The organism is Bradyrhizobium sp. SMVTL-02 (assembly GCF_051853005.1).
Taxonomy (GTDB): domain Bacteria; phylum Pseudomonadota; class Alphaproteobacteria; order Rhizobiales; family Xanthobacteraceae; genus Bradyrhizobium.
In genome coordinates, this window is the sequence record NZ_CP182469.1 from 2,595,049 (window position 1) to 2,614,196 (window position 19,148).

Below are 19,148 nucleotides of genomic sequence, written 5' to 3' on the forward strand. Positions count from 1 at the left end.
GGGTCAACCTTTCTCCGAGACGTAGGTGGAGGTCGCGGCAAGCCGTGCCTCGGTATTTTCCAGACGTTTCTTGGCGGCGACGCCGCCGAGCGAGAATGTCACCGCCGCGAGCGATTGCGCGATCGCGATGGCGCCCGTCAGGCTCGGGAAGAAGCCGGGCGAGGAGGCCGCCTCGAACAGCAGCACGTGGTCGGCGCCCTCGGCCATCGGCGCCGCGAGGCTGTCGGCGATCGCGATCAGCGTTGCGCCGCTGCGATGAGCGGCCTGCGCGACACGAACGCTCGCATGCGTGTAAGGCAGGAAGCCGATGACGATGACGGCTCCGCCGGGACGGAACGCGCCGAGATCGAGATCGTCGGGACCGGATGCACCGACGAGCTGCACCTGCTCGGGGCGGAACAGGCGCAGCTCGTAATTCAAGAGCTCCGCCACGCTGCGGCAGCTGCGATAGCCTGCGATCCATATCCGCTTCGCATCGTGCAGCGCGCGGGCGGCTTCTGCAATGGGATGTGCCGGAATGCGTGGAAGGCCGGCGGCCTCGGCTTCGAGCTTGTGGATGACGAGCGCGACATCGGCTTTGGGGCCGTGGCGGCTCTTCGCCCGGCCAGAGAAGGGCGAGGTCTGCGACGGCCGCCGCGCCTCGGTCAACGCCGCGCGCAGCTCGTCCCAACCTGAATAGCCGATGGCCTTGGCGAGCCGGGTGAACGCCGCGGGATCGGCGCCGGCTTTGGCCGCGAGATCGCGCATCGAACGGGTGGTGGCATCGTAATCATTGGCCGCCACGAAACGGCCGACCTCCTGCAACCGCAGGGGGAGCGATGGCAATGCGATGCGCAGTTCGCTCAGGGGCGAGGATTTCGTGGGCTCGGCCATGAAACATTTGTTGCATGAAACGAGGTTTGGTGCAACAGTTGACGTGCGTCGCCGGAAATCGCTGCACTTGAGAAGGAATTTTGCGCTGTGACCGCCGATGATCCCAGACCGCCCCCGCCGCGCCGCTTCTTCGCGCTCGGGCGCAACGAATTGAAGGGCCTGTTCTGGCAGGTGCTGGTGGTCGGGATGGCGGTCGGGGTGATCGCCTTCCTCTGGTCCAACACCGTCGCCAACCTGTCGGCCCGCCGTATCACCACGGGCTTCGCCTTCCTCGGCCGCGAGGCAGGCATGCCCATTGCCGACAGCCTGCTCGCCTACAATCCGAGGGATACCTACCTCTGGGCCTTCGTCGTCGGGATCGCCAACACGCTGCGGGTCGCGGTGATCGGCATCGTGCTCTCGACCGTCCTCGGCACACTGATCGGCATCTCCAGGCTGTCGGCCAATTGGCTGCTGTCGCGGCTCGCCGCGGTCTATGTCGAAACCCTCCGCGACATCCCGCTGCTGCTGCAACTGCTGTTCTGGTACGTGCTGATGCAGGCGTTGCCGGCCGCGCGCGCGGCGTGGCGGCCCGTCGAGGGCGTGTTCCTCTCCAATCGCGGCCTGATCCTGCCGGCGATCCCGATCGGCTCGCCTCACCTCTGGGTGCTCGGCACGGCGGTGCTGGGCTTGATCGTGTTCTATGTCATCCGGCGACGGCTGATCGCCAAGCAGATGCGCGACGGCAGGCCCCGGCCGGGCTGGCCCTTTGCGCTCGGCCTCATTGTCGCGCTGCCGGCGGTCGTCTCGCTGGTGCTCGGCGTGCCCTGGACGATCGAATGGCCGCAATTGCGCGGCTTCAACTTCGTCGGCGGGATGACGCTCGCACCGGAATATTTCGCGCTGCTGATCGCGCTCGTGACCTACACCTCGGCCTTCATCGCCGAGATCGTGCGCAGCGGCATCCAGTCCGTGCCGCGCGGCCAGTGGGACGCCGCCAACGCGCTCGGCCTGCGCCGCAGCTTCATGCTGCGGCAGATTATCCTGCCGCAGGCGCTGCGCGTGATCGTGCCGCCGATGACGAGCCAGTATCTCAACCTGACCAAGAACTCCTCGCTCGCGGTCGCGATCGGTTATCAGGACGTGGTCTCGGTTGCCAACACCACGCTGAACCAGACCGGGCAGGCGATCGAGGCCATCGCGCTGATCATGGCAGTGTTCCTGACCATCAGCCTTTCCATCAGTTTCTTCATGAACTGGTACAACGCGCGCATCGCGCTGGTTGAGCGCTGAGCATGACCGCGATCACCGACACCCCCGATACCCCCCGCGCCGCTCGCCGGCCGCAGATGGGCAATCCGGTGCTGCGTTGGCTGCGCAAGAATCTGTTCTCGTCGATCCCGAATGGGATTATCACGGTCGTGCTGCTGGCGATCCTCGCCAAGGCCATTTTCAGCATCGTGCAATGGGGCATCGCCAACGCGGTGTGGCTGACGCCGGCGAACGATTCCAGCGCCTGCCGCGCCGTGCGTGGCGTCGGTGCCTGCTGGGCGATCATCCCGGAAAAGTACCGCTTCATCCTGTTCGGCACCTATCCTTTCGACCAGCAGTGGCGGCCGGCGCTGTCGGTCGTGCTATTCATCGCGCTCTATTACCTCTCCACCCGCCGCGCCCTATGGCGGCGTGAGCTGGTCTATCTCTGGATCGGCGCGCTGGCGATGATCAGCGTGCTGATGTGGGGCGGCGTGTTCGGCCTGTCCTTCGTCTCCCAGGACCGCTGGGGCGGACTGCCGGTGACGCTGATCCTAGCGACGTTCGGTCTCGCCTTCGGCTTTCCGCTCGGTATCCTGGTCGCGCTCGGCCGCCGCTCGAAACTGCCGGCGATCCGATCGCTCAGCGTGCTCTATGTCGAGCTGATCCGCGGCGTGCCGCTGGTCAGCCTGCTGTTCATGGCAAGCGTGATGTTTCCGCTGTTCATGCCCGCCGGATTCAACATCGACAAGCTCTTGCGCGCCCAGATCGCGATCATCCTGTTCGCCGGTGCCTATCTTGCCGAAGTCATCCGTGGCGGTCTCCAGGCGGTACCGCGCGGACAGTATGAAGCGGCGGATGCGCTGGGATTGTCCTACTGGCGTAAGCACCGGCTGATCGTGTTGCCGCAGGCGATCCGCCACGTCATCCCGCCGCTGGTCAACACCTTCATCGCGTTCTTCAAGGACACCAGCCTCGTGCTGATCATCGGCATCTTCGATCTGCTGACGACGGCCAAGACCGCGATCATCGATCCGGCCTGGCAGCAATTTTCGGTCGAGGTCTACATCTTCGTCGCCGCGATCTACTTCATGTTCTGCTTTGCGATGTCGCGCTACAGCCGCGGTCTCGAGGCGACGAGCGGAAGGTGAGGGGCTCGTACCCTGGACAAGAAGCAACTCCTTGGCGCTGCGTCGTGTCCGGGGGGCGCGATGGAAGTTACTTCTTCCCCTTCGGATCGATCGGCGTCGTCCCGCGCAGGCCCAAAATATCCTCCAGCACCTTGGCGCCGGCAATCACCTGCGCGTCGGCGCGCGGGGCGCCAACGACCTGCACGCCGACCGGCAGGCCCGACGCCGTGAAGCCGCAGGGCAGCGACAGCGACGGGCAGCAGGCGAGCGTGATGGCGTAGACGATGCCGAGCCATTCGATGTAGTTCTCGAACTTCTTGCCCGCGCACTCCGCGACGTAGCGGTTTTCGATCGGGAAGGGCGGCACGATCGTCGTCGGTGTCAGCAGCAGATCATAGGTCTTGAAGAACTCGACCGCACGGGCGGTCATGTCGACGCGCTGCGCCTCGGCGCGCGCGAGCTGCTCGACCGTGAGCTTGAGGCCTTCCTCGATATTCCAGATCACCTCGGGCTTGAGCAGGTCGCGCTTGGTGCGGAGCAGATTGGCCTTGGTGATCGCGAAATCGAAGGCGCGCAGCACGTGGAAGCATTCATGCGCCTCGCGCCAGTCCGGATGCGCCTCCTCGACGATGGCGCCGGCTTCCGCAAAACGTTCGGCGGCCTTGCGCGTGATCGCCTTCACTTCGGGATCGACGGGGGTGATGCCGAGATCGGGCGAATAGGCGATGCGCTTCGGCCTCTTGCCCCCCTGGGCCGCCGACAGGAACGAGGTTGCCGGGGCTGGCAGCGACAGCGGATCGTCCGCATAGTCGCCGCTCATGGCATCCAGCAGCAGCGCGAGATCCTCGACGTTGCGCGCCATCGGGCCGACCACGCCGAGATTGCGGTCGATGCCCGATTTGGGGGTATGCGCGACACGGCCGATGCTCGGCCGCATGCCGACGACGCCGCAGAACGCCGCGGGGCTGCGCAAGCTGCCGCCCATGTCGGAGCCCTGCGCGAGCCAGGCCATGCCGGTCGCAAGCGCCACGGCCGCGCCGCCCGACGAGCCCGCTGCCGATTTCGTTGTATCCCAGGGATTGAGCGTCGCGCCGAAGACCTCGTTGAAGGTGTTGGCGCCGGCGCCGAACTCCGGCGTGTTCGATTTGGCGTAGACCACCGCGCCGTTGGCTTCGAGATTTTCGACCATGAGGTCGGACTTCGCGGGGATGTTGTCCCTGAAGATCGGTGAGCCCTGCGTGTTCAGCACGCCCGCGACGTCGGTCAGGTCCTTGATCGGCACTGGCAGGCCCGCGAGCAGCCCACGCGCACCGGCCGGCTTCTGCATCATGGCTTTGGCATTGGTCCGCGCGCGATCGAAGCACAGGATCGGCAGCGCGTTCACCTCGCCGTCGACATCACCGATGCGCTTCTCCAGCACTTCCAGCAGCTCGAGTGGCGAGACGTCGCCGGAGCGCAGCTTGTCGACGACGGTGCAGGCGGATTCGCGGATCAGGTCTTGAGACAACTATTTTACTCCTGTGCTTGTTCATTCGCCGTTGCGAGCGCAGCGAAGCAATCCAGAATCTTACCACGGAGACAGTCTGGGATTGCTTCGCTGCGCTCGCAATGACGAGGATAGAGTCAGCTCCACCCGGCGCTGATGCCGCCGTCGACCGTGTAGATCACGCCTGAGGTGTAGCCGGCGCGATCCGACGCCAGGAATGCCATGAGATCGCCGATCTCGCGCGCATGCGCGGGGCGGCCGAGCGGCAGGCTCTTCTGGAATTCCTTGTAGCGGCTCTCGTCGCCGAACTGGTGCTTTGCCCGTGTCTTGAGCAGGGTGACGTGGCGGTCGGTGCCGACCGGGCCGGGATTGATGCCGACCACGCGGATGTTGTCGGCGAGGCTCTTGCCGCCGAGCGCGCGGGTGAAAGCCATCAGCGCGGCGTTCCCGGCGCTGCCGCAGATGTAGTTGGCGTCGAACTTCTCGCCGGCCGCGCCGATGTCGTTGACAATGACCCCGCCGCCCTTCGCCTTCATTTGGGCGTAGATGTGCCGCGTCAGGTTGATATAGCCGAACACCTTCAATTCCCAGGCGTGCCGCCAGGCCGCCTCGTCGATCGAGCCGCCGGGAATGTCGCCGGCGTTGTTGACGAGCACGTCGATGTGGGCGGCTTCCTTGGCGAGCCGCGCCACGTCCTCTTCCTTGCGCAGGTCGACAATGCTCGTCGTGGCGTCGATCTGGTGCGCGGCCCGCAGGCGATCCGCCAACGCCTTGAGCTGGTCGCCGCTGCGGGCTGCCAGCAGGAGATGCGCGCCTTCCTCGGCAAAAGCCTCGGCGGCGGCGGCGCCGATGCCCTTGGACGCGCCGGTGATCAGGACGCGCTTGCCGCGCAGGTGCAGATCCATGGGGAGTGACTCGCGAGGATGGGAACAGGATGAAATCAGTAGGCGCCTCGCTGCACCATGGTCAACATTGCAGTGCAGCGTTGCACTGCCGCCGACTTTGGTCCATTGCAGTGCGGTCAAAAAGACGGCGGCTGCCGGACCAACCAAGGACGTTTTCGATGAGCAAGAAACAATACCGGATCGCGGTCATTCCCGGCGACGGCATCGGCAAGGAAGTGATGCCGGAAGGCCTGCGCGTCCTGGAGGCGGCCGCGAAAAAGCATGGCGTCTCCGTGCAGTTCGACCATTTCGACTTCTCGTCCTACGACTATTACGAGAAGCACGGCCAGATGATGCCCGATGACTGGAAGGAGAAGATCGGCAAGCACGATGCGATCTATTTCGGCGCGGTCGGCTGGCCGGCGAAGATTCCGGATCACGTCTCGCTGTGGGGCTCGCTGATCAAGTTCCGCCGCGAGTTCGATCAGTACGTGAACCTGCGACCGGTGCGGCTGATGCCCGGCGTGCCGTCGCCGCTGACGGGTCGCAAGCCCGGCGACATCGATTTCTGGGTGGTGCGCGAGAACACCGAAGGCGAATATTCCTCCGTAGGTGGCCGCATGTTCCCCGATACGGACCGCGAATTCGTCACCCAGCAGACGGTGATGACCCGCACCGGCGTCGATCGCATTCTCAAGTTCGCCTTCGAGCTCGCCCAGTCGCGGCCGAAGAAGCACCTGACCTCGGCGACCAAGTCCAACGGCATCTCCATCACCATGCCCTATTGGGACGAGCGCGTGGAGGCGATGGCCAAGAAGTTTCCGGGCGTGAAGTGGGACAAGTACCACATCGACATTCTCACGGCGAACTTCGTGCTGCATCCGGACTGGTTCGACGTCGTGGTCGGCTCGAACCTGTTCGGTGACATCCTCTCCGATCTCGGCCCCGCCTGCACCGGCACGATCGGCATCGCGCCGTCAGGCAACATCAACCCCGAGCGCGATTTCCCCTCGGTGTTCGAGCCGGTGCACGGCTCGGCGCCCGACATCGCAGGTCAGGGCATCGCCAATCCGATCGGCATGATCTGGTCGGGCGCGATGATGTTCGAGCATCTCGGCGAGAAGGAAGCCGGCAAATCGATCGTCGAGGCGATCGAGCGCACGCTCGCCGAGCGCACGCTCCGCACCAAGGACCTCGGCGGCAACGCCGACACCACCGCGTGCGGCAAGGCGGTTGCGGATATGGTGGATTGAGGCGCGCTGCTAACCAAGGGGTCGTCCGAGCCCGGTGCGCAATTGCGCACCAGGCCGGAACGACATCGTTGCTATCGTCGACTAACCCACGAGCTTCTCGATCGCCGCCTGATCCAGCCCGAACTTCTTCCCGGCCTCCAGAATCTCCTGCCAGGTGGTCGGATCGACCGGAATGCCCTCGGCGAGGCGCTTCTTCTTGGTCTCGCGCTCGGGATCGCCGGCGATCTTGACCTTGTCGACGCCGGGGCCGGGCGGTGAGCCGGTGTGCCAGGCCACAAAACTCTCGACTTCGCGTGCGAGATTTTCGGCGGTGCCGAGCTTGCCCGGGTCGATGACGATCGAGAGCATGCCGTTGAGGACGTTGTACTTGCCGTCGGACGGGCCCTTGACGACCTGCCCGCCGGAGAGCGCGCCGCCGAGGATTTCGCACACGAGCGCGAGCCCCGAGCCCTTGTGCTCGCCGAACGGCAGGATCGCGCCGTACGGCGGGATCACGGTGTAGCGCGGATTAACTGTGGGCTTGCCTTCATTGTCGATGATGGTGCCGGGCTCCAGCTCGACGCCCTTGTTGTGGGCGACGCGGGTCTTGCCCTGCGCGATCCTGCTGGTGGCGAAGTCGAGCACGATCGGGTCCTTGCTCCTGCGCGGGATGCCGACGCAGAACGGGTTGGTGCCGTGGCGCGCATCGCTGCCGCCCCAGGGCGCCACGATCGGACGCGAGATCACGTTGACGAAGTGGATCGAGACCAGCCCATGGTCGATGCACTGCTCGGCCCAGTGTCCGATGCGGCCGATGTGGTGCGAGTTGGAGAGGCCGACGAGACACACGCCGTTGCGCTTGGCGCGCTCGGCCGCCAGCTCCATCGCTTCATGGCCGATCACCTGGCCATAGCCGGTGAGGCCGTCGAGGGTGAGCAGTGGACCGGTGTCGAGCACGATCTTGACGTGCTGGTTCACGGCGAGGCCGCCATTGGTGACGCTCTGGACATAGCGCGGGATCATGCCGACGCCGTGCGAGTCATGCCCCCTGAGATTGGCCTCGACGAGATTGGTGGAGACGAGCTCGGCCTCGCGGTCCGAGGAGCCGCCGGCCTTGACGATGGCGCGGACGGCCTTGGTGAGCGCTTCGGCCTTGATGGTGCGATAGTCAGCCATTTGTTGTTGCTCTTATCCCTTCACGATCCGGCGGCAGTGGACCCATGCCGCTTCAATCAGGTTCTCGCTGGCCTCAGGCGTCCGGAACGCCGAATGCGCAGACAGCGTCACGTTCGGAATCCTCGTCAGCGGATGATCCACCGGCAGCGGCTCGACATTGAAGACATCGAGGCCGGCATGGCGGATATGGCCGGACTTCAGTGCATCGATCATCGCGGCTTCGTCGACGATCGCGGCGCGGGCGGTGTTGACGAGGATGACGCCGGGTTTCATCGCAAGGATCTTCTCGCGGTTGATCATGCCGCGCGTCTCGTCGTTGAGCAGCAGATGCAGCGACACGACGTCGCTCTTCGCCAGCACCGTATCGAGATCGGTGAATTCGACGCCGGGATAGCTCTTCGGCGAGCGGTTCCAGGCGATCACCTTCATGCCCGAGCCGGAAGCGATGCGCGCGACCTCCGCGGCGATGCCGCCGAAGCCGATCAGACCGAGTGTCTTGCCGGTGAGCTGCATGCCGTCCTCGCGCAGCCAGGTTCCGGCGCGCATCTCGCGGTCCATCATCGCGATGACGCGCGCCGAGGCCCACATCAGCGCGATCGCGGATTCTGCCACAGCGGTGTCGCCATAGCCTTTGATCAGGTGCACGGAGATGCCGAGCTCGGCGAGCTCCTCCGGGTTCATGTAGCTGCGCGCGCCGGTGCCGAGGAACACGACGTGCTTGAGGCCGGTGCACTTCTTCGCCACCTCGGTCGGCAGCGCCGTGTGGTCGACGATCGCGATCTCGGCGCCGTCAAGGATCTCAGGATATTGCTCGGGCTTGATATCGGGATCCCTGTGGATCCGCACCTTGGGATCACCGGGCCTCGTTAGCCGCTCCATGACCAGGGCGAGGGCTTCGTTGGCGTCGACGAAAACTCCGCGCATGGTTCTCTCCGGTCAGGACGCGACGCCGGCGATCGCCAGCACGGTATGCATCAGAACGTTGGTGCCCGCGGCGCAGTCGGATTGCGTGGCGTCCTCCAGCTCGTTGTGGCTGATGCCGTCCTTGCAGGGCACGAACACCATTGCCGCCGGCATCACGGTGTTGAGATTGCACGCATCGTGGCCAGCGCCGGAGGTGATGCGACGGGAGGAATAGCCGAGCGTCTTGGCCGCGTTCTCGACCGCCGCAATCAGCCTCGGATCGAAATGCGTCGGCGCCTTGCGCCACACCAGATCGATCTTGACCTCGACCTTGCGGCGCGCGGCGATCTCGGCGATCGTGGCACGCAGATCGCGATCGAGCGCATCCATGATGGCGCTGTCGGCGCTACGGCAGTCCATGGTGAAGGCAATCTCGCCGGGAATGACGTTGCGCGAGGGGTTTGCGATCACGGCCTCGCCGATGGTGCCGACTGCGTTCGGCCCATGCTTGTTCGCGATCGCCTCCATTGCCAGCACGATCTCCGACAATGTCGCCAGCGCATCGCGCCGCAGCGGCATCGGGGTCGAACCCGCATGGCTCTCGAAGCCGGATATCTTGCCGTCGAACCAGAGCACGCCCTGGCCGGAATCGACCACGCCGATGGTCTTGCCCTCGGCCTCCAAAATCGGACCCTGTTCGATATGCAGCTCGACGAAGCAGCCGAGCTTCTGGAAGCCGACCGGCTTGTTGCCGCGATAGCCGATGCTGTCGAGCGCCTCGCCGACGGTCGTGCCATCGATGTCCTTGCGCGACAGGATGTCATCGGTGGTGAAATCGCCGACATAGGCGGCGGAGGCCATCATCGCAGGTGCGAAGCGCGAGCCTTCCTCGTTGGTCCAGTTGACGACGCAGATCGGCGCCTCGGTCTCGATGCCGGCGTCGTTCAGCGTGCGGATCACTTCCAGCGCGCCAAGCGTTCCCAAAATGCCATCATACTTGCCGCCGGTCGGCTGGGTGTCGAGATGCGAGCCGATGCCGACGGGCAGCTTCGACATGTCGCGGCCCTTGCGCAGGCCGAACATCGAGCCGAGTGCATCGACATGCACCTCGAGACCGGCATCCTCGCAGGCCTTGCGGAACCAGTCGCGCACCTGCTTGTCTTCGCCGCTCAGCGTCAGCCGCCGCACGCCGCCCTTGGCCGTCGCGCCGAACTGCGCGGTCTCGTGAATGGAGCCCCAGAGGCGGGCGGAATCGATTTGCAGGTTCGTGGCGGCTCGGCTCATGCGGTCGTTCTCTCTTTTGTCCGGCGCCTTTTCAATGGCCCGCCAGCGCGGGCGCGTCAACCGCGAGGCTGCTCTGCGCGATCTGCCGTGCAAGCTCGGCGACGCGCTCGACGGCAACGACGTCGGGAGAGGCGAGCCAGCTTGCGGTGAAGGTCAGCGGTGCGATCGCGAGATCGGTGTCGAGCAGCTGCAGGCGCCCGTCGGCGAGCTCGTTCTCGACGATGGCATCGGGGATCACGGCGATGCCGAGCCCCTCGACCGCCATGTGGATCGCGGTCGCCAGCGAAGCGGACGCGTGCAGGCGGATCGGCGGCAGCTCCGGCCGGTCGAACACCTCCCGCACGACCTCGTAAGGCTTGGTCTTGCGCGGGAAGGTGATGATCGGAAACCGCGCGAGCTCCGCCGGCGTGACTGGACCCTTGCCGAGCCCGAGCGAGGGGCTTGCGAGAAATCCGATCGGGTAGTCGGCGAGCACGCGGTTGTGCACGCCGGAGGCCGACAGCGGCCCCACCACGAAGGCGAGCTCGATCTCCTGCGCGAGCAGGCGCGCGGTAAGGTTCGGCGTGATGTCGACCTCGATCTCCAGCGACAGATTCGGATAGATCTCGTTCACGCTCTTCACGAGGCGCGGCAGCCAGGTGTGCACGATGGTTTCGGCGACGCCGAGCCGCATCACGCCGCGCATTGCGGAACGATCGCCGATCTCTGCCATCATCTCCGCGCGCAGGCCGATCAGTTTCTCCGCGTAGACCATCATCTGCCGGCCGCTCGGGGTCGGCGAGGCCACGCGATGGTCGCGGTTCAGGAGCTTCACGCCCATCTCGCGCTCGAGCTGGGCGATACGCTGGGAGATCGCCGGCTGGGTGGTGTTGAGCCGTGCGGCGGCGCCCCGAAAGCTGCCGAGCTTCACAACCCAGAGGAACGTCTCGAGCGACCTGAAGTCCAGCATTGGAAGGATTTTCCCAATCGATAAATTCGATTTATCGATATTGATTAGAAAGGAAGATTAGACTTTATAGCATGCTTGGTGTTGGCTTGTCTTTGTCGAGTTTATAGGCAGGTCGATCTCATGACTGTTTTGGTGGCAGCGCAGCAAACTGAAACACCCGACACCCTTCCGAGCCGCCAGGCGCGGCTCGCGTATCGCGCCGGCGAGGTGGGGTCGACCGCAGGGGTCGCCCCCGGCTTCGTCCAGGGCAATCTGGCGATCCTGCCGGCCGAATATGCCGGCGCCTTTCACCGCTTCTGCCAGCTCAATCCGAAACCGTGCCCGATCATCGGCATGTCCGACGTCGGCAGCCCGTATATCCCCGCGCTGGGCGCCGATCTCGACATCCGCACCGACGTTCCCCGCTACCGCGTCTGGCGCGACGGCGAAGTCGTCGCCGAGCCGACCGACGTCAAGAGCTACTGGCGCGACGATCTCGTGACTTTCGTGCTGGGCTGCTCGTTCTCGTTCGAAGAGGCGCTGCTCGACGAGGGCATGCCGATCCGCCACATCGAGCAGAACGTGCGCGTGCCGATGTACCGCACCAACATCGCCTGCGGCGAGGCTGGTCCGTTCGCCGGCCCCATGGTGGTGTCGATGCGCCCGTTCAAGCCGGCCGATGCGATCCGCGCGGTGCAGATCACCTCGCGCTATCCCGCAGTGCATGGTGCGCCCGTGCATCTCGGCCATCCGCACCTGATCGGCATCAAGGACATCGCCAAGCCCGACTACGGCGATCCCGTACCTGTCGCCGACGACGAGATTCCGGTATTCTGGGCCTGCGGCGTGACGCCGCAATCGGTGATCAACGCCGCGAAGCTGCCGTTCGCGATCACGCATTCGCCCGGCCTGATGCTGGTGACGGATCTGAAGAACAGGACCATGGCCGTGATTTAATGGGCAGCGTTTGCTGCTTCTTCAGGCTTTACGCTATCTGCCAATCGCTTCATTCGATACGCGCAAAATTCGGATAACAGGGGACTTTGCCAATGACGATCACTCGCCGCGACGTTTTGCTCGGAGCTACCGCCGCCGCAGCGCTGCTGCCGCTGGCTGCGCGTGCGCAAACTTCTGAAGTGGTGATCGGCGCAACCTATCCGCTGTCGGGCTCCGGCGCCCAGGTGGGCGTCGATGCGCAGCGTGCGTTCGAGACCGCGATCGACATCATCAACAACGATCAGGACTTCGAGCTTCCGCTGGCAAAGGGCGTGGGCTTGCCGGGGCTTGGCGGTACCAAGATCCGTATTGTCTACGCCGACACCCAGGGCGATCCGCAGAAGGGACGCGCCGAAGCCGAGCGACTGATCACGCAGGAGAAGGTCTGCGCCATCCTCGGTTCCTATCAAAGCGCGGTCGCGGTGACGATCAGCCAGATTTGCGAACGCTACCAGATTCCGTTCATGTCGGCGGACAACTCCTCGCCGAGCCTGCATCGTCGCGGTCTGAAGTATTATTTCCGCGCCTCGCCGCATGACGAGATGTTTTCGTCCGGGATGTTCGACTTCCTCGATGCGATGAGGAAGAAGGGCGCCAAGGCCCAGACCCTGGCGCTGTTCCACGAAGACACCATCTTCGGCACCGATTCCGCCAACGCCCAGACCAGGCTCGCGACCGACCGCGGCTACAAGATCGTCGCCGACATCAAGTACCGCGCCAACTCGCCGTCGCTGTCGGCCGAGGTGCAGCAGCTCAAGGCGGCCAATGCCGACGTGCTGATGCCGTCGAGCTACACCACGGACGGCATCCTGCTGGTCAAGACCATGGCCGAGCTCGGTTACAAGCCGAACGCGATCGTGGCCCAGGCGGCCGGCTTCTCCGAGAAAGCGCTCTACGACGCCGTCGGCGACAAACTCGAGGGCGCGATCACCCGCGGCAGCTTCTCGCTCGATCTCGCCGCCAAGCGGCCGATGGTCGGCAAGATCAACGACCTGTTCAAGGCGAAGTCGGGCAAGGACCTCAACGACAACACGTCGCGACAGTTCATGGCCATGATCATCATGGCGGACGCCATCAACCGCGCCAAATCGACCGACGGCGAGAAGATCCGTGATGCGCTGGCCGCGACGGAAATGCCCGGGGAGCAGACCATCATGCCCTGGAAGCGCGTCAAGTTCGACGAGTCGGGCCAAAACAACGATGCCGATCCGGTCCTGCTGCAGTATGTCGGTGGCAAGTTCGTCACCATCTTCCCGGCGCAGGCGGCGGTGGCCGACGCAATCTGGCCGATGAAGTAAGCGATCAGGTTGCGGGCGGGGGACGAAGCGACGTGACAGCTGAAACGATTATCCAGAGTCTTGCGAGCGGCCTGCTGATGGGGCTGCTTTACGGACTGATCGCCGTCGGCCTGGCGTTGATCTTTGGCCTGATGGACGTCGTCAACTTCGCCCATGGCGAATTCCTGATGCTGGCCATGTACGTGACGTTCTTCCTGTTCACGTTCTTCGCGATCGATCCACTGCTGTCGGCGCCGCTGGCTGCCGCCGCCCTGTTTGTCCTGGGGGCGGCGGTCTATCTCGTGATCGTGCGGTTTGCGATGCGTGCCAAGGCCAATGTCGGCATGGTGCAGATTTTCGCGACCTTCGGCCTCGCGATCGTGATGCGGGGCCTCGCGCAACTGTTCTTCACGGCCGACTACCGCAGCGTTCCCAACTCATGGCTCGGCGGCAAGACGGTATCGGTGGCCGGGATCTACCTGCCGCAGCCGCAGCTGTTCGGCGCGCTGGTCGCGATCGCGGCGTTCGGCGGGCTCTATCTCTTCATCAACCGCACCGATTTCGGCCGCGCGCTGGAAGCGACGCGCGAGGATCCCGGTGCGGTGGCCCTCGTCGGCATCGACAAGAACCGCGTGTTCGCGCTCGGCTGGGGTCTCGGCGGTGCGCTGGTCGGGCTTGCAGGCGCCATCATGGCGACCTTCTTCTACATCTATCCCGACGTCGGCGCGTCCTTTGCGCTGATCGCCTATGTCACGGTGGCGCTCGGCGGGTTCGGTAGCGTGTTCGGCGCCTTTGCCGGCGGTATCGTCGTCGGCCTTGTCGAAGCCACCACTGCGCTGATCCTGCCGCCATCGTTGAAATCGGTCGGCATCTACGCGGTCTATCTTCTCGTCGTGTTCATCCGGCCGCGTGGCCTGTTCGGGTCGATGTGATGGACAAGCAATTCGTCGAGCGGCGCCGCCGCGACCTCATCACCGCCGCCGGTCTTGCCGCCGTCGCCGCGATCGTGCCGCTCTTCGTCAAGGACGTGTACGTCCAGAACATCATGGTGCTGACGCTGATGTACGCGGCGTTGTCGCAGAGCTGGAACATCCTGTCCGGCTATTGCGGGCAGATATCGCTCGGACACGCGCTGTATTTCGGGCTCGGTGCCTACACCACCGCGCTGCTGTTCACCAAGTTCGGCGTGCTGCCCTGGTTCGGCATGATCGCCGGCGGGCTGATCTCGGCCGCAATCGCAATGGCGCTGGGCTATCCCTGCTTCCGGCTCGGCGGCCACTACTTTGCGATCGCCACCATCGTGATCGCCGAGATCGGATTGCTGCTGATCCAGAACTGGGATTGGGCAGGCGCGGCCCTTGGCATCGACATTCCCGTGCGCGGCGACAGCTGGCTGAAATTCCAGTTCACGCGCTCGAAGCTGCCATACTTCTACTTCGCGCTGGCGCTCGCCTGCGTCGCCTGGTTCGTCACCTGGTGGCTGGAAGATTCGAAATGGGGTTATTGGTGGCGCGCGGTGAAGGACAATCCGCAGGCGGCCGAGAGCCTCGGCGTCGTCGTATTCAACTCGAAGATGGGCGCGGCGGCGGTCTCCGCCTTCCTGGTCGCGGTCGGCGGCAGCTTCTATGCGCAGTTCGTTTCCTACATCGATCCCGGAAGCGTCATGGGCTTCCAGTTCTCGCTCTTGATGGCGTTGCCGGCAGTGCTCGGCGGCATCGGCACGCTGTGGGGGCCGATGCTCGGCGCCGTCATCCTGATCCCGATCACCGAGCTGACGCGGTCCTATATCGGCGGCTCCGGCCGCGGCGTCGACCTCATCGTCTACGGCGCGCTGATCGTCCTGATCGCACTCGCGCGGCCGGAAGGGCTGGTTGGCCTGTTCTCGCGCCGGCGCAAGGAGGCCACGCGATGACGACGCTCCTGGAAACGCGCGGCGTCTGGCAGCGCTTCGGCGGCCTGATAGCCAACAGCGACGTCTCGATCTCGGTTGGCCGCGGCGAGATCGTCGGCCTGATCGGCCCGAACGGCGCCGGTAAGTCGACGCTGTTCAATTTGATCGCCGGCGTGTTGCCGCCAACCCAGGGCTCGATCATCTTCGATGGCGAGGACGTCACCAATCTGCCGGCGGCCGCGCGCTGCCAGCGCGGGATCGGTCGCACCTTCCAGGTCGTGAAGAGCTTCGAGACCATGACGGTCATCGACAACGTCATCGTTGGCGCGCTCGTGCGCAACACCGTGATGCGCGAGGCCCGCCGCAAGGCGCATGAGGTGCTGGAATTCACCGGCCTTGCCGCGCGCGCCGACGTGCTCGCGAGCGACCTCGTGCCGGCGGAGAAGCGCCGCCTCGAAGTCGCGCGTGCGGTCGCGACCGAGCCGAAGCTGTTGCTGCTCGACGAGGTTCTCACCGGCCTGACGCCCACCGAGGCGCAGACCGGCGTCGCGCTGGTGCGCAAGGTCCGCGAGACCGGCGTCACCGTGCTGATGGTCGAACACGTCATGGAGATCGTGATGCCGCTGGTCGACCGTGCCATCGTGCTCGACCTCGGCAAGGTGCTGGCCGAGGGCAAGCCTTCCGACGTCGTCCGCGATCCCAAGGTGATCAGCGCGTATCTGGGAGATCGTCATGCTGTCGGTGCGTGAAGTCACCACCGCCTATCAGGGCCTGGTTGCGATCTCCGCGGTCTCGATCGAGGTACAGAAGGGCGAGATCGTCTGCGTGGCCGGCGCCAATGGCGCGGGCAAGTCGACGCTGCTGAAATCCATTGCCGGCGCCGAGCGTCCGCGCTCGGGCACGGTGACGTTCGACGGCAAGCGCCTCGACGGCATGGCGCAGCATCTCATCACCGCAACAGGCATCGCCTATGTGCCGGAGAACCGCCGCCTGTTTCCGCGCCTGTCGGTGCGCGACAATCTTCGCCTCGGCAGCTATCTCTACCGCGGTGATGCGAACCGCGAGGGGCCGCTCGATCTCGTCTTCAACCTGTTTCCGCGTCTCCAGGAGCGTTTGGAGCAGCGCGCCGAGACGCTCTCCGGCGGCGAGCAGCAGATGCTCGCCATTGGCCGCGCGCTGATGACCCGCCCGCGGCTGTTGATGCTGGACGAGCCCTCGCAAGGCATCATGCCGAAGCTGGTGGATGAAATCTTCCAGGCGGTGAAGCGCATCCGCGACGCCGGCATGACCGTGCTGATCGTCGAGCAGCGCCTGGCCGAGTGCCTGGAGATCGCCGACCGCGCCTACATCTTGCAGACCGGCCGCGTGCTGATGCAGGGCCCGTCCGCGGAGATCAAGGGCAATCCGGACGTCAGGAAGGCGTATCTGGGATTGTAGCCGCTCGCTAGGATCCCTATCCCGATTGCTTCTTGTTCCGGTTCTTGCTTGCGCCGCGCAGCGTTGACGCGGGTGCGGAAGCTTGCCCGAAGCCATTCATCTGGATGCAAGAGAGCAGGTCGACATAGCTTTCGATGCCACCGGCGGAGGCCTCGGCGGAGCATTGGGTGCGAATCGTCTCCGGCGTCGTCGTCCAGATGGACCCGAGTTGTTGCTGTGCGGTTTGCTCGTCGTTCATGCACGCCTCGTAGGACTGCGGCTCGGTCAGCGACTTGTCGATCTCCTGAGTTGCCTTGCAGTTGGCCTCGACCTTGAGATCGGGGACGCCGCCGCGCGCGGACGTCTGGGCGTTTGCGGAAAGGGACAAGACAACAAAGCAGGCTACAGAGAGGAGGGCGCAGGATACTTTGAAATCCATGACAATTCTCCTGGCGATCGATGAAACAACTCCTTCAGTCAATTACAGGGGATCATGTGCTCGCGATCCCGCTGATGCAAATCAATTCCGGCAGTGCCAGAAGGTGTCGTAGCCCGGATGAGCAAAGCGATATCCGGGACCGCTGGTCCCGCATGTCGCGCCGCTCATGCGGGCTACTCCGTCGCCACATCCTCAGTCATTGCGAGCGCAGCGAAGCAATCCAGAGTCTTTCAGCGGCGGTATTCTGGATTGCTTCGCTACGCTCGCAATGACGAGGATGGGGCCGGGCCTAATGCTCGTGCCCATGGTCCGGCAACGTCACACCGAACACCTTCACCAGATCCTTCACCTGCTCCGGAGACAGATACCGCGGGTTCATCCCGCGCAGCAGCAGGTACAGCTTCGCCGTCTCCTCCAACTCTTCCGTCGCGAACACCGCGGCCTCCAGCGTGTCGCCGGCGACGACCGGGCCGTGATTGGCGAGCAGCACCGATGAATACTTTCCCGCTAGGCCTTTGATCGCATCCGCCACCGCCGGATCGCCCGGGCGGTAATAGGGCACGAGCGCGGTGGCGCCGCACTTCATCAAATAATAGGCCGTCATCGGCGGCAGCGCGGCGCGCGGGTCGATCTCGGGCAGCATCGAGAGCGCAACCGAATGGGTCGAGTGCAGGTGCACGATGGCACGTGCGCTGCCGCGCGTGTCGTAGAGCGCGGTGTGCAGCGGGACTTCCTTGGTCGGCGCATCGCCCGAGATCAGCCGGCCGGTTTCGTCCAGCCGCGACAGCTTTGCGGGATCGAGGAAGCCGAGCGAGGCGTTGGTCGGCGTCACCAGCCAGCCGCCGCCCTCCAGCCTGACGCTGATATTGCCGGAGGATCCCGGCGTCAAGCCGCGCTCGAACAGGGACCGTCCGAAGCGGCAGATATCCTCACGCAGCCGGATCTCGTTGCTGGGTTCAGTTCTCATGGCCGTCATGCCTGCTTGTCTCACGCTTTGGCAGCGCGGCCAAGCCGTGTTATTTGGTTGCCAAGCTGCCGCAAAGGGCGGCTACTTGGGAAACGTTCGTAAGGATCGGTTGTATATGTCCGCCTCCACCTCACCAAATCGGCGTATCGCCGTCGTCGGGCTCGGCTCGATGGGATTCGGCATGGCGACCTCGCTGAAGCGCGCCGGCCATGCCGTCACCGGCTGCGACGTCTCGGCTGACGCGGTGGCGCGGTTCGCGAAGGACGGCGGCGCAGGCGCCAAAACGCCGGCGGAGGCGGCCAGGGATGCCGACATCGTCGTCAGCGTCGTCGTCAATGCCGCCCAGACCGAGGCGATCCTGTTCGGCAAGGATGGCGCGGCCGAGACCATGCCGAATGACAGTGTCTTCATATCCTCCGCCACCATGGATCCGGACGTGGCGCGGCGCCTCGCAAAACAGCTCGAGGCGACCGGCCGGCACTACCTGGATGCACCGATTTCCGGTGGCGCGCAGCGCGCCGCGCAGGGCGAGCTGACGATCCTCGCCTCCGGCAGTCCGGCGGCCTTTGCAAAGGCACGGCCGGCGCTCGATGCCATGGCGGCAAAGCTCTACGAGCTTGGCGATGCCGCTGGCCAAGGCGCCGCCTTCAAGATGATCAACCAATTGCTGGCCGGCGTGCACATCGCCGCCGCGAGCGAAGCAATGGCGTTCGCGGCCAAGCAGGGCCTCGACATCCGCAAGGTCTATGAGGTGATCACGGCTTCCGCCGGCAATTCCTGGATGTTCGAGAATCGCATGCCGCACGTGCTTGACGGCGACTACACGCCGCGCAGCGCCGTCGAGATCTTCGTCAAGGACCTCGGCATCATCCAGGATATGGCGCGCAGCGCCCGATTCCCGGTGCCGGTTTCGGCCGCCGCGCTCCAGATGTTCCTGATGACGGCTGCCGCCGGCATGGGCCGCGATGACGACGCCTCGGTCGCGCGCATGTATGCGCAGGTCACCGGCGTGAAGCTGCCGGGCGACAAGTAAGCA

The 19,148-nt window shown here is 64.9% G+C and carries 19 protein-coding genes; 10 read left to right on the forward strand and 9 right to left on the reverse strand.

Features of this window, described 5'->3' with window-relative positions:
* Positions 1-3 precede the first annotated feature (3 nt).
* On the reverse strand, positions 4-873 hold the full coding sequence (locus ACNJYB_RS12115; protein WP_439374169.1) for a MurR/RpiR family transcriptional regulator: 870 nt from the start codon (positions 871-873) through the stop codon (positions 4-6).
* Positions 874-960: 87 nt separating this feature from the next.
* Between ACNJYB_RS12115 and ACNJYB_RS12120 the strand changes: the two genes are divergently transcribed.
* On the forward strand, positions 961-2,145 hold the full coding sequence (locus tag ACNJYB_RS12120) for an amino acid ABC transporter permease (RefSeq protein WP_439374170.1): 1,185 nt from the start codon (positions 961-963) through the stop codon (positions 2,143-2,145).
* Positions 2,146-2,147: 2 nt separating this feature from the next.
* A complete protein-coding gene (locus tag ACNJYB_RS12125; RefSeq protein WP_439374171.1) occupies positions 2,148-3,254 on the forward strand; it encodes an amino acid ABC transporter permease in 1,107 nt (368 codons plus the stop codon).
* Positions 3,255-3,321: 67 nt separating this feature from the next.
* On the opposite strand, the gene ACNJYB_RS12130 is transcribed toward ACNJYB_RS12125, so the two are convergent.
* The gene (locus ACNJYB_RS12130) at positions 3,322-4,740 is read right to left on the reverse strand and encodes an amidase (protein WP_439374172.1); all 1,419 of its coding nucleotides are present in this window, start codon (positions 4,738-4,740) and stop codon (positions 3,322-3,324) included.
* Positions 4,741-4,856: 116 nt separating this feature from the next.
* Positions 4,857-5,624, reverse strand: coding sequence for an SDR family oxidoreductase (locus ACNJYB_RS12135; protein ID WP_439374173.1), 768 nt, complete (start codon positions 5,622-5,624; stop codon positions 4,857-4,859).
* A gap of 158 nt (positions 5,625-5,782) precedes the next feature.
* Here ACNJYB_RS12135 and ACNJYB_RS12140 point away from each other — a divergent pair, with 158 nt between their 5' ends.
* The gene (locus ACNJYB_RS12140) at positions 5,783-6,856 is read left to right on the forward strand and encodes a tartrate dehydrogenase (protein WP_439374174.1); all 1,074 of its coding nucleotides are present in this window, start codon (positions 5,783-5,785) and stop codon (positions 6,854-6,856) included.
* A gap of 81 nt (positions 6,857-6,937) precedes the next feature.
* Here the strand turns inward: ACNJYB_RS12140 and ACNJYB_RS12145 are convergent, their stop codons facing one another.
* From ACNJYB_RS12145 to ACNJYB_RS12160, 4 genes are read right to left on the reverse strand one after another with little or no spacing between them, the layout of a single operon-like run.
* On the reverse strand, positions 6,938-8,011 hold the full coding sequence (locus ACNJYB_RS12145) for a malate/lactate/ureidoglycolate dehydrogenase (protein ID WP_439374175.1): 1,074 nt from the start codon (positions 8,009-8,011) through the stop codon (positions 6,938-6,940).
* A gap of 12 nt (positions 8,012-8,023) precedes the next feature.
* Entirely contained in the window at positions 8,024-8,935 is a 912-nt protein-coding gene (locus tag ACNJYB_RS12150) for an NAD(P)-dependent oxidoreductase (RefSeq protein WP_439374176.1), read from the reverse strand.
* Between the two features lie 12 nt (positions 8,936-8,947).
* On the reverse strand, positions 8,948-10,198 hold the full coding sequence (locus tag ACNJYB_RS12155; RefSeq protein ID WP_439374177.1) for a Zn-dependent hydrolase: 1,251 nt from the start codon (positions 10,196-10,198) through the stop codon (positions 8,948-8,950).
* A gap of 31 nt (positions 10,199-10,229) precedes the next feature.
* Positions 10,230-11,147 (reverse strand): LysR family transcriptional regulator, encoded by a 918-nt coding sequence (locus ACNJYB_RS12160; protein ID WP_439374178.1) that lies wholly within the window; start codon positions 11,145-11,147, stop codon positions 10,230-10,232.
* Between the two features lie 120 nt (positions 11,148-11,267).
* Here ACNJYB_RS12160 and ACNJYB_RS12165 point away from each other — a divergent pair, with 120 nt between their 5' ends.
* The 6 genes from ACNJYB_RS12165 (at position 11,268) to ACNJYB_RS12190 (ending at position 16,727) form a co-directional block, all read left to right on the forward strand.
* On the forward strand, positions 11,268-12,083 hold the full coding sequence (locus tag ACNJYB_RS12165) for a putative hydro-lyase (RefSeq protein WP_439374179.1): 816 nt from the start codon (positions 11,268-11,270) through the stop codon (positions 12,081-12,083).
* 92 nt (positions 12,084-12,175) lie between these two features.
* Positions 12,176-13,420: an ABC transporter substrate-binding protein gene (locus ACNJYB_RS12170; RefSeq protein WP_439374180.1), complete on the forward strand. Its 1,245-nt coding sequence runs from the start codon at positions 12,176-12,178 to the stop codon at positions 13,418-13,420.
* 77 nt (positions 13,421-13,497) lie between these two features.
* Positions 13,498-14,331: a branched-chain amino acid ABC transporter permease gene (locus ACNJYB_RS12175; protein ID WP_246583944.1), complete on the forward strand. Its 834-nt coding sequence runs from the start codon at positions 13,498-13,500 to the stop codon at positions 14,329-14,331.
* Positions 14,331-15,311, forward strand: coding sequence for a branched-chain amino acid ABC transporter permease (locus tag ACNJYB_RS12180; RefSeq protein ID WP_439374181.1), 981 nt, complete (start codon positions 14,331-14,333; stop codon positions 15,309-15,311). Before ACNJYB_RS12175 ends, ACNJYB_RS12180 begins: the two co-directional genes overlap by 1 nt.
* Positions 15,308-16,039: an ABC transporter ATP-binding protein gene (locus ACNJYB_RS12185; protein ID WP_439374182.1), complete on the forward strand. Its 732-nt coding sequence runs from the start codon at positions 15,308-15,310 to the stop codon at positions 16,037-16,039. Before ACNJYB_RS12180 ends, ACNJYB_RS12185 begins: the two co-directional genes overlap by 4 nt.
* A complete protein-coding gene (locus ACNJYB_RS12190) occupies positions 16,023-16,727 on the forward strand; it encodes an ABC transporter ATP-binding protein (protein ID WP_439374183.1) in 705 nt (234 codons plus the stop codon). Before ACNJYB_RS12185 ends, ACNJYB_RS12190 begins: the two co-directional genes overlap by 17 nt.
* A 16-nt stretch (positions 16,728-16,743) precedes the next feature.
* On the opposite strand, the gene ACNJYB_RS12195 is transcribed toward ACNJYB_RS12190, so the two are convergent.
* Positions 16,744-17,145 carry a hypothetical protein gene (locus ACNJYB_RS12195; RefSeq protein ID WP_439374184.1) on the reverse strand — a complete coding sequence of 134 codons (402 nt, stop codon included), beginning with the start codon at positions 17,143-17,145 and terminating at the stop codon, positions 16,744-16,746.
* A 289-nt stretch (positions 17,146-17,434) separates the two neighbouring features.
* The gene (gene otnC / locus ACNJYB_RS12200; protein ID WP_439374185.1) at positions 17,435-18,121 is read right to left on the reverse strand and encodes a 3-oxo-tetronate 4-phosphate decarboxylase; all 687 of its coding nucleotides are present in this window, start codon (positions 18,119-18,121) and stop codon (positions 17,435-17,437) included.
* A gap of 106 nt (positions 18,122-18,227) precedes the next feature.
* Between otnC and ltnD the strand changes: the two genes are divergently transcribed.
* Positions 18,228-19,145, forward strand: coding sequence for an L-threonate dehydrogenase (ltnD, locus tag ACNJYB_RS12205; RefSeq protein ID WP_439374186.1), 918 nt, complete (start codon positions 18,228-18,230; stop codon positions 19,143-19,145).
* Positions 19,146-19,148: the final 3 nt, after the last annotated feature.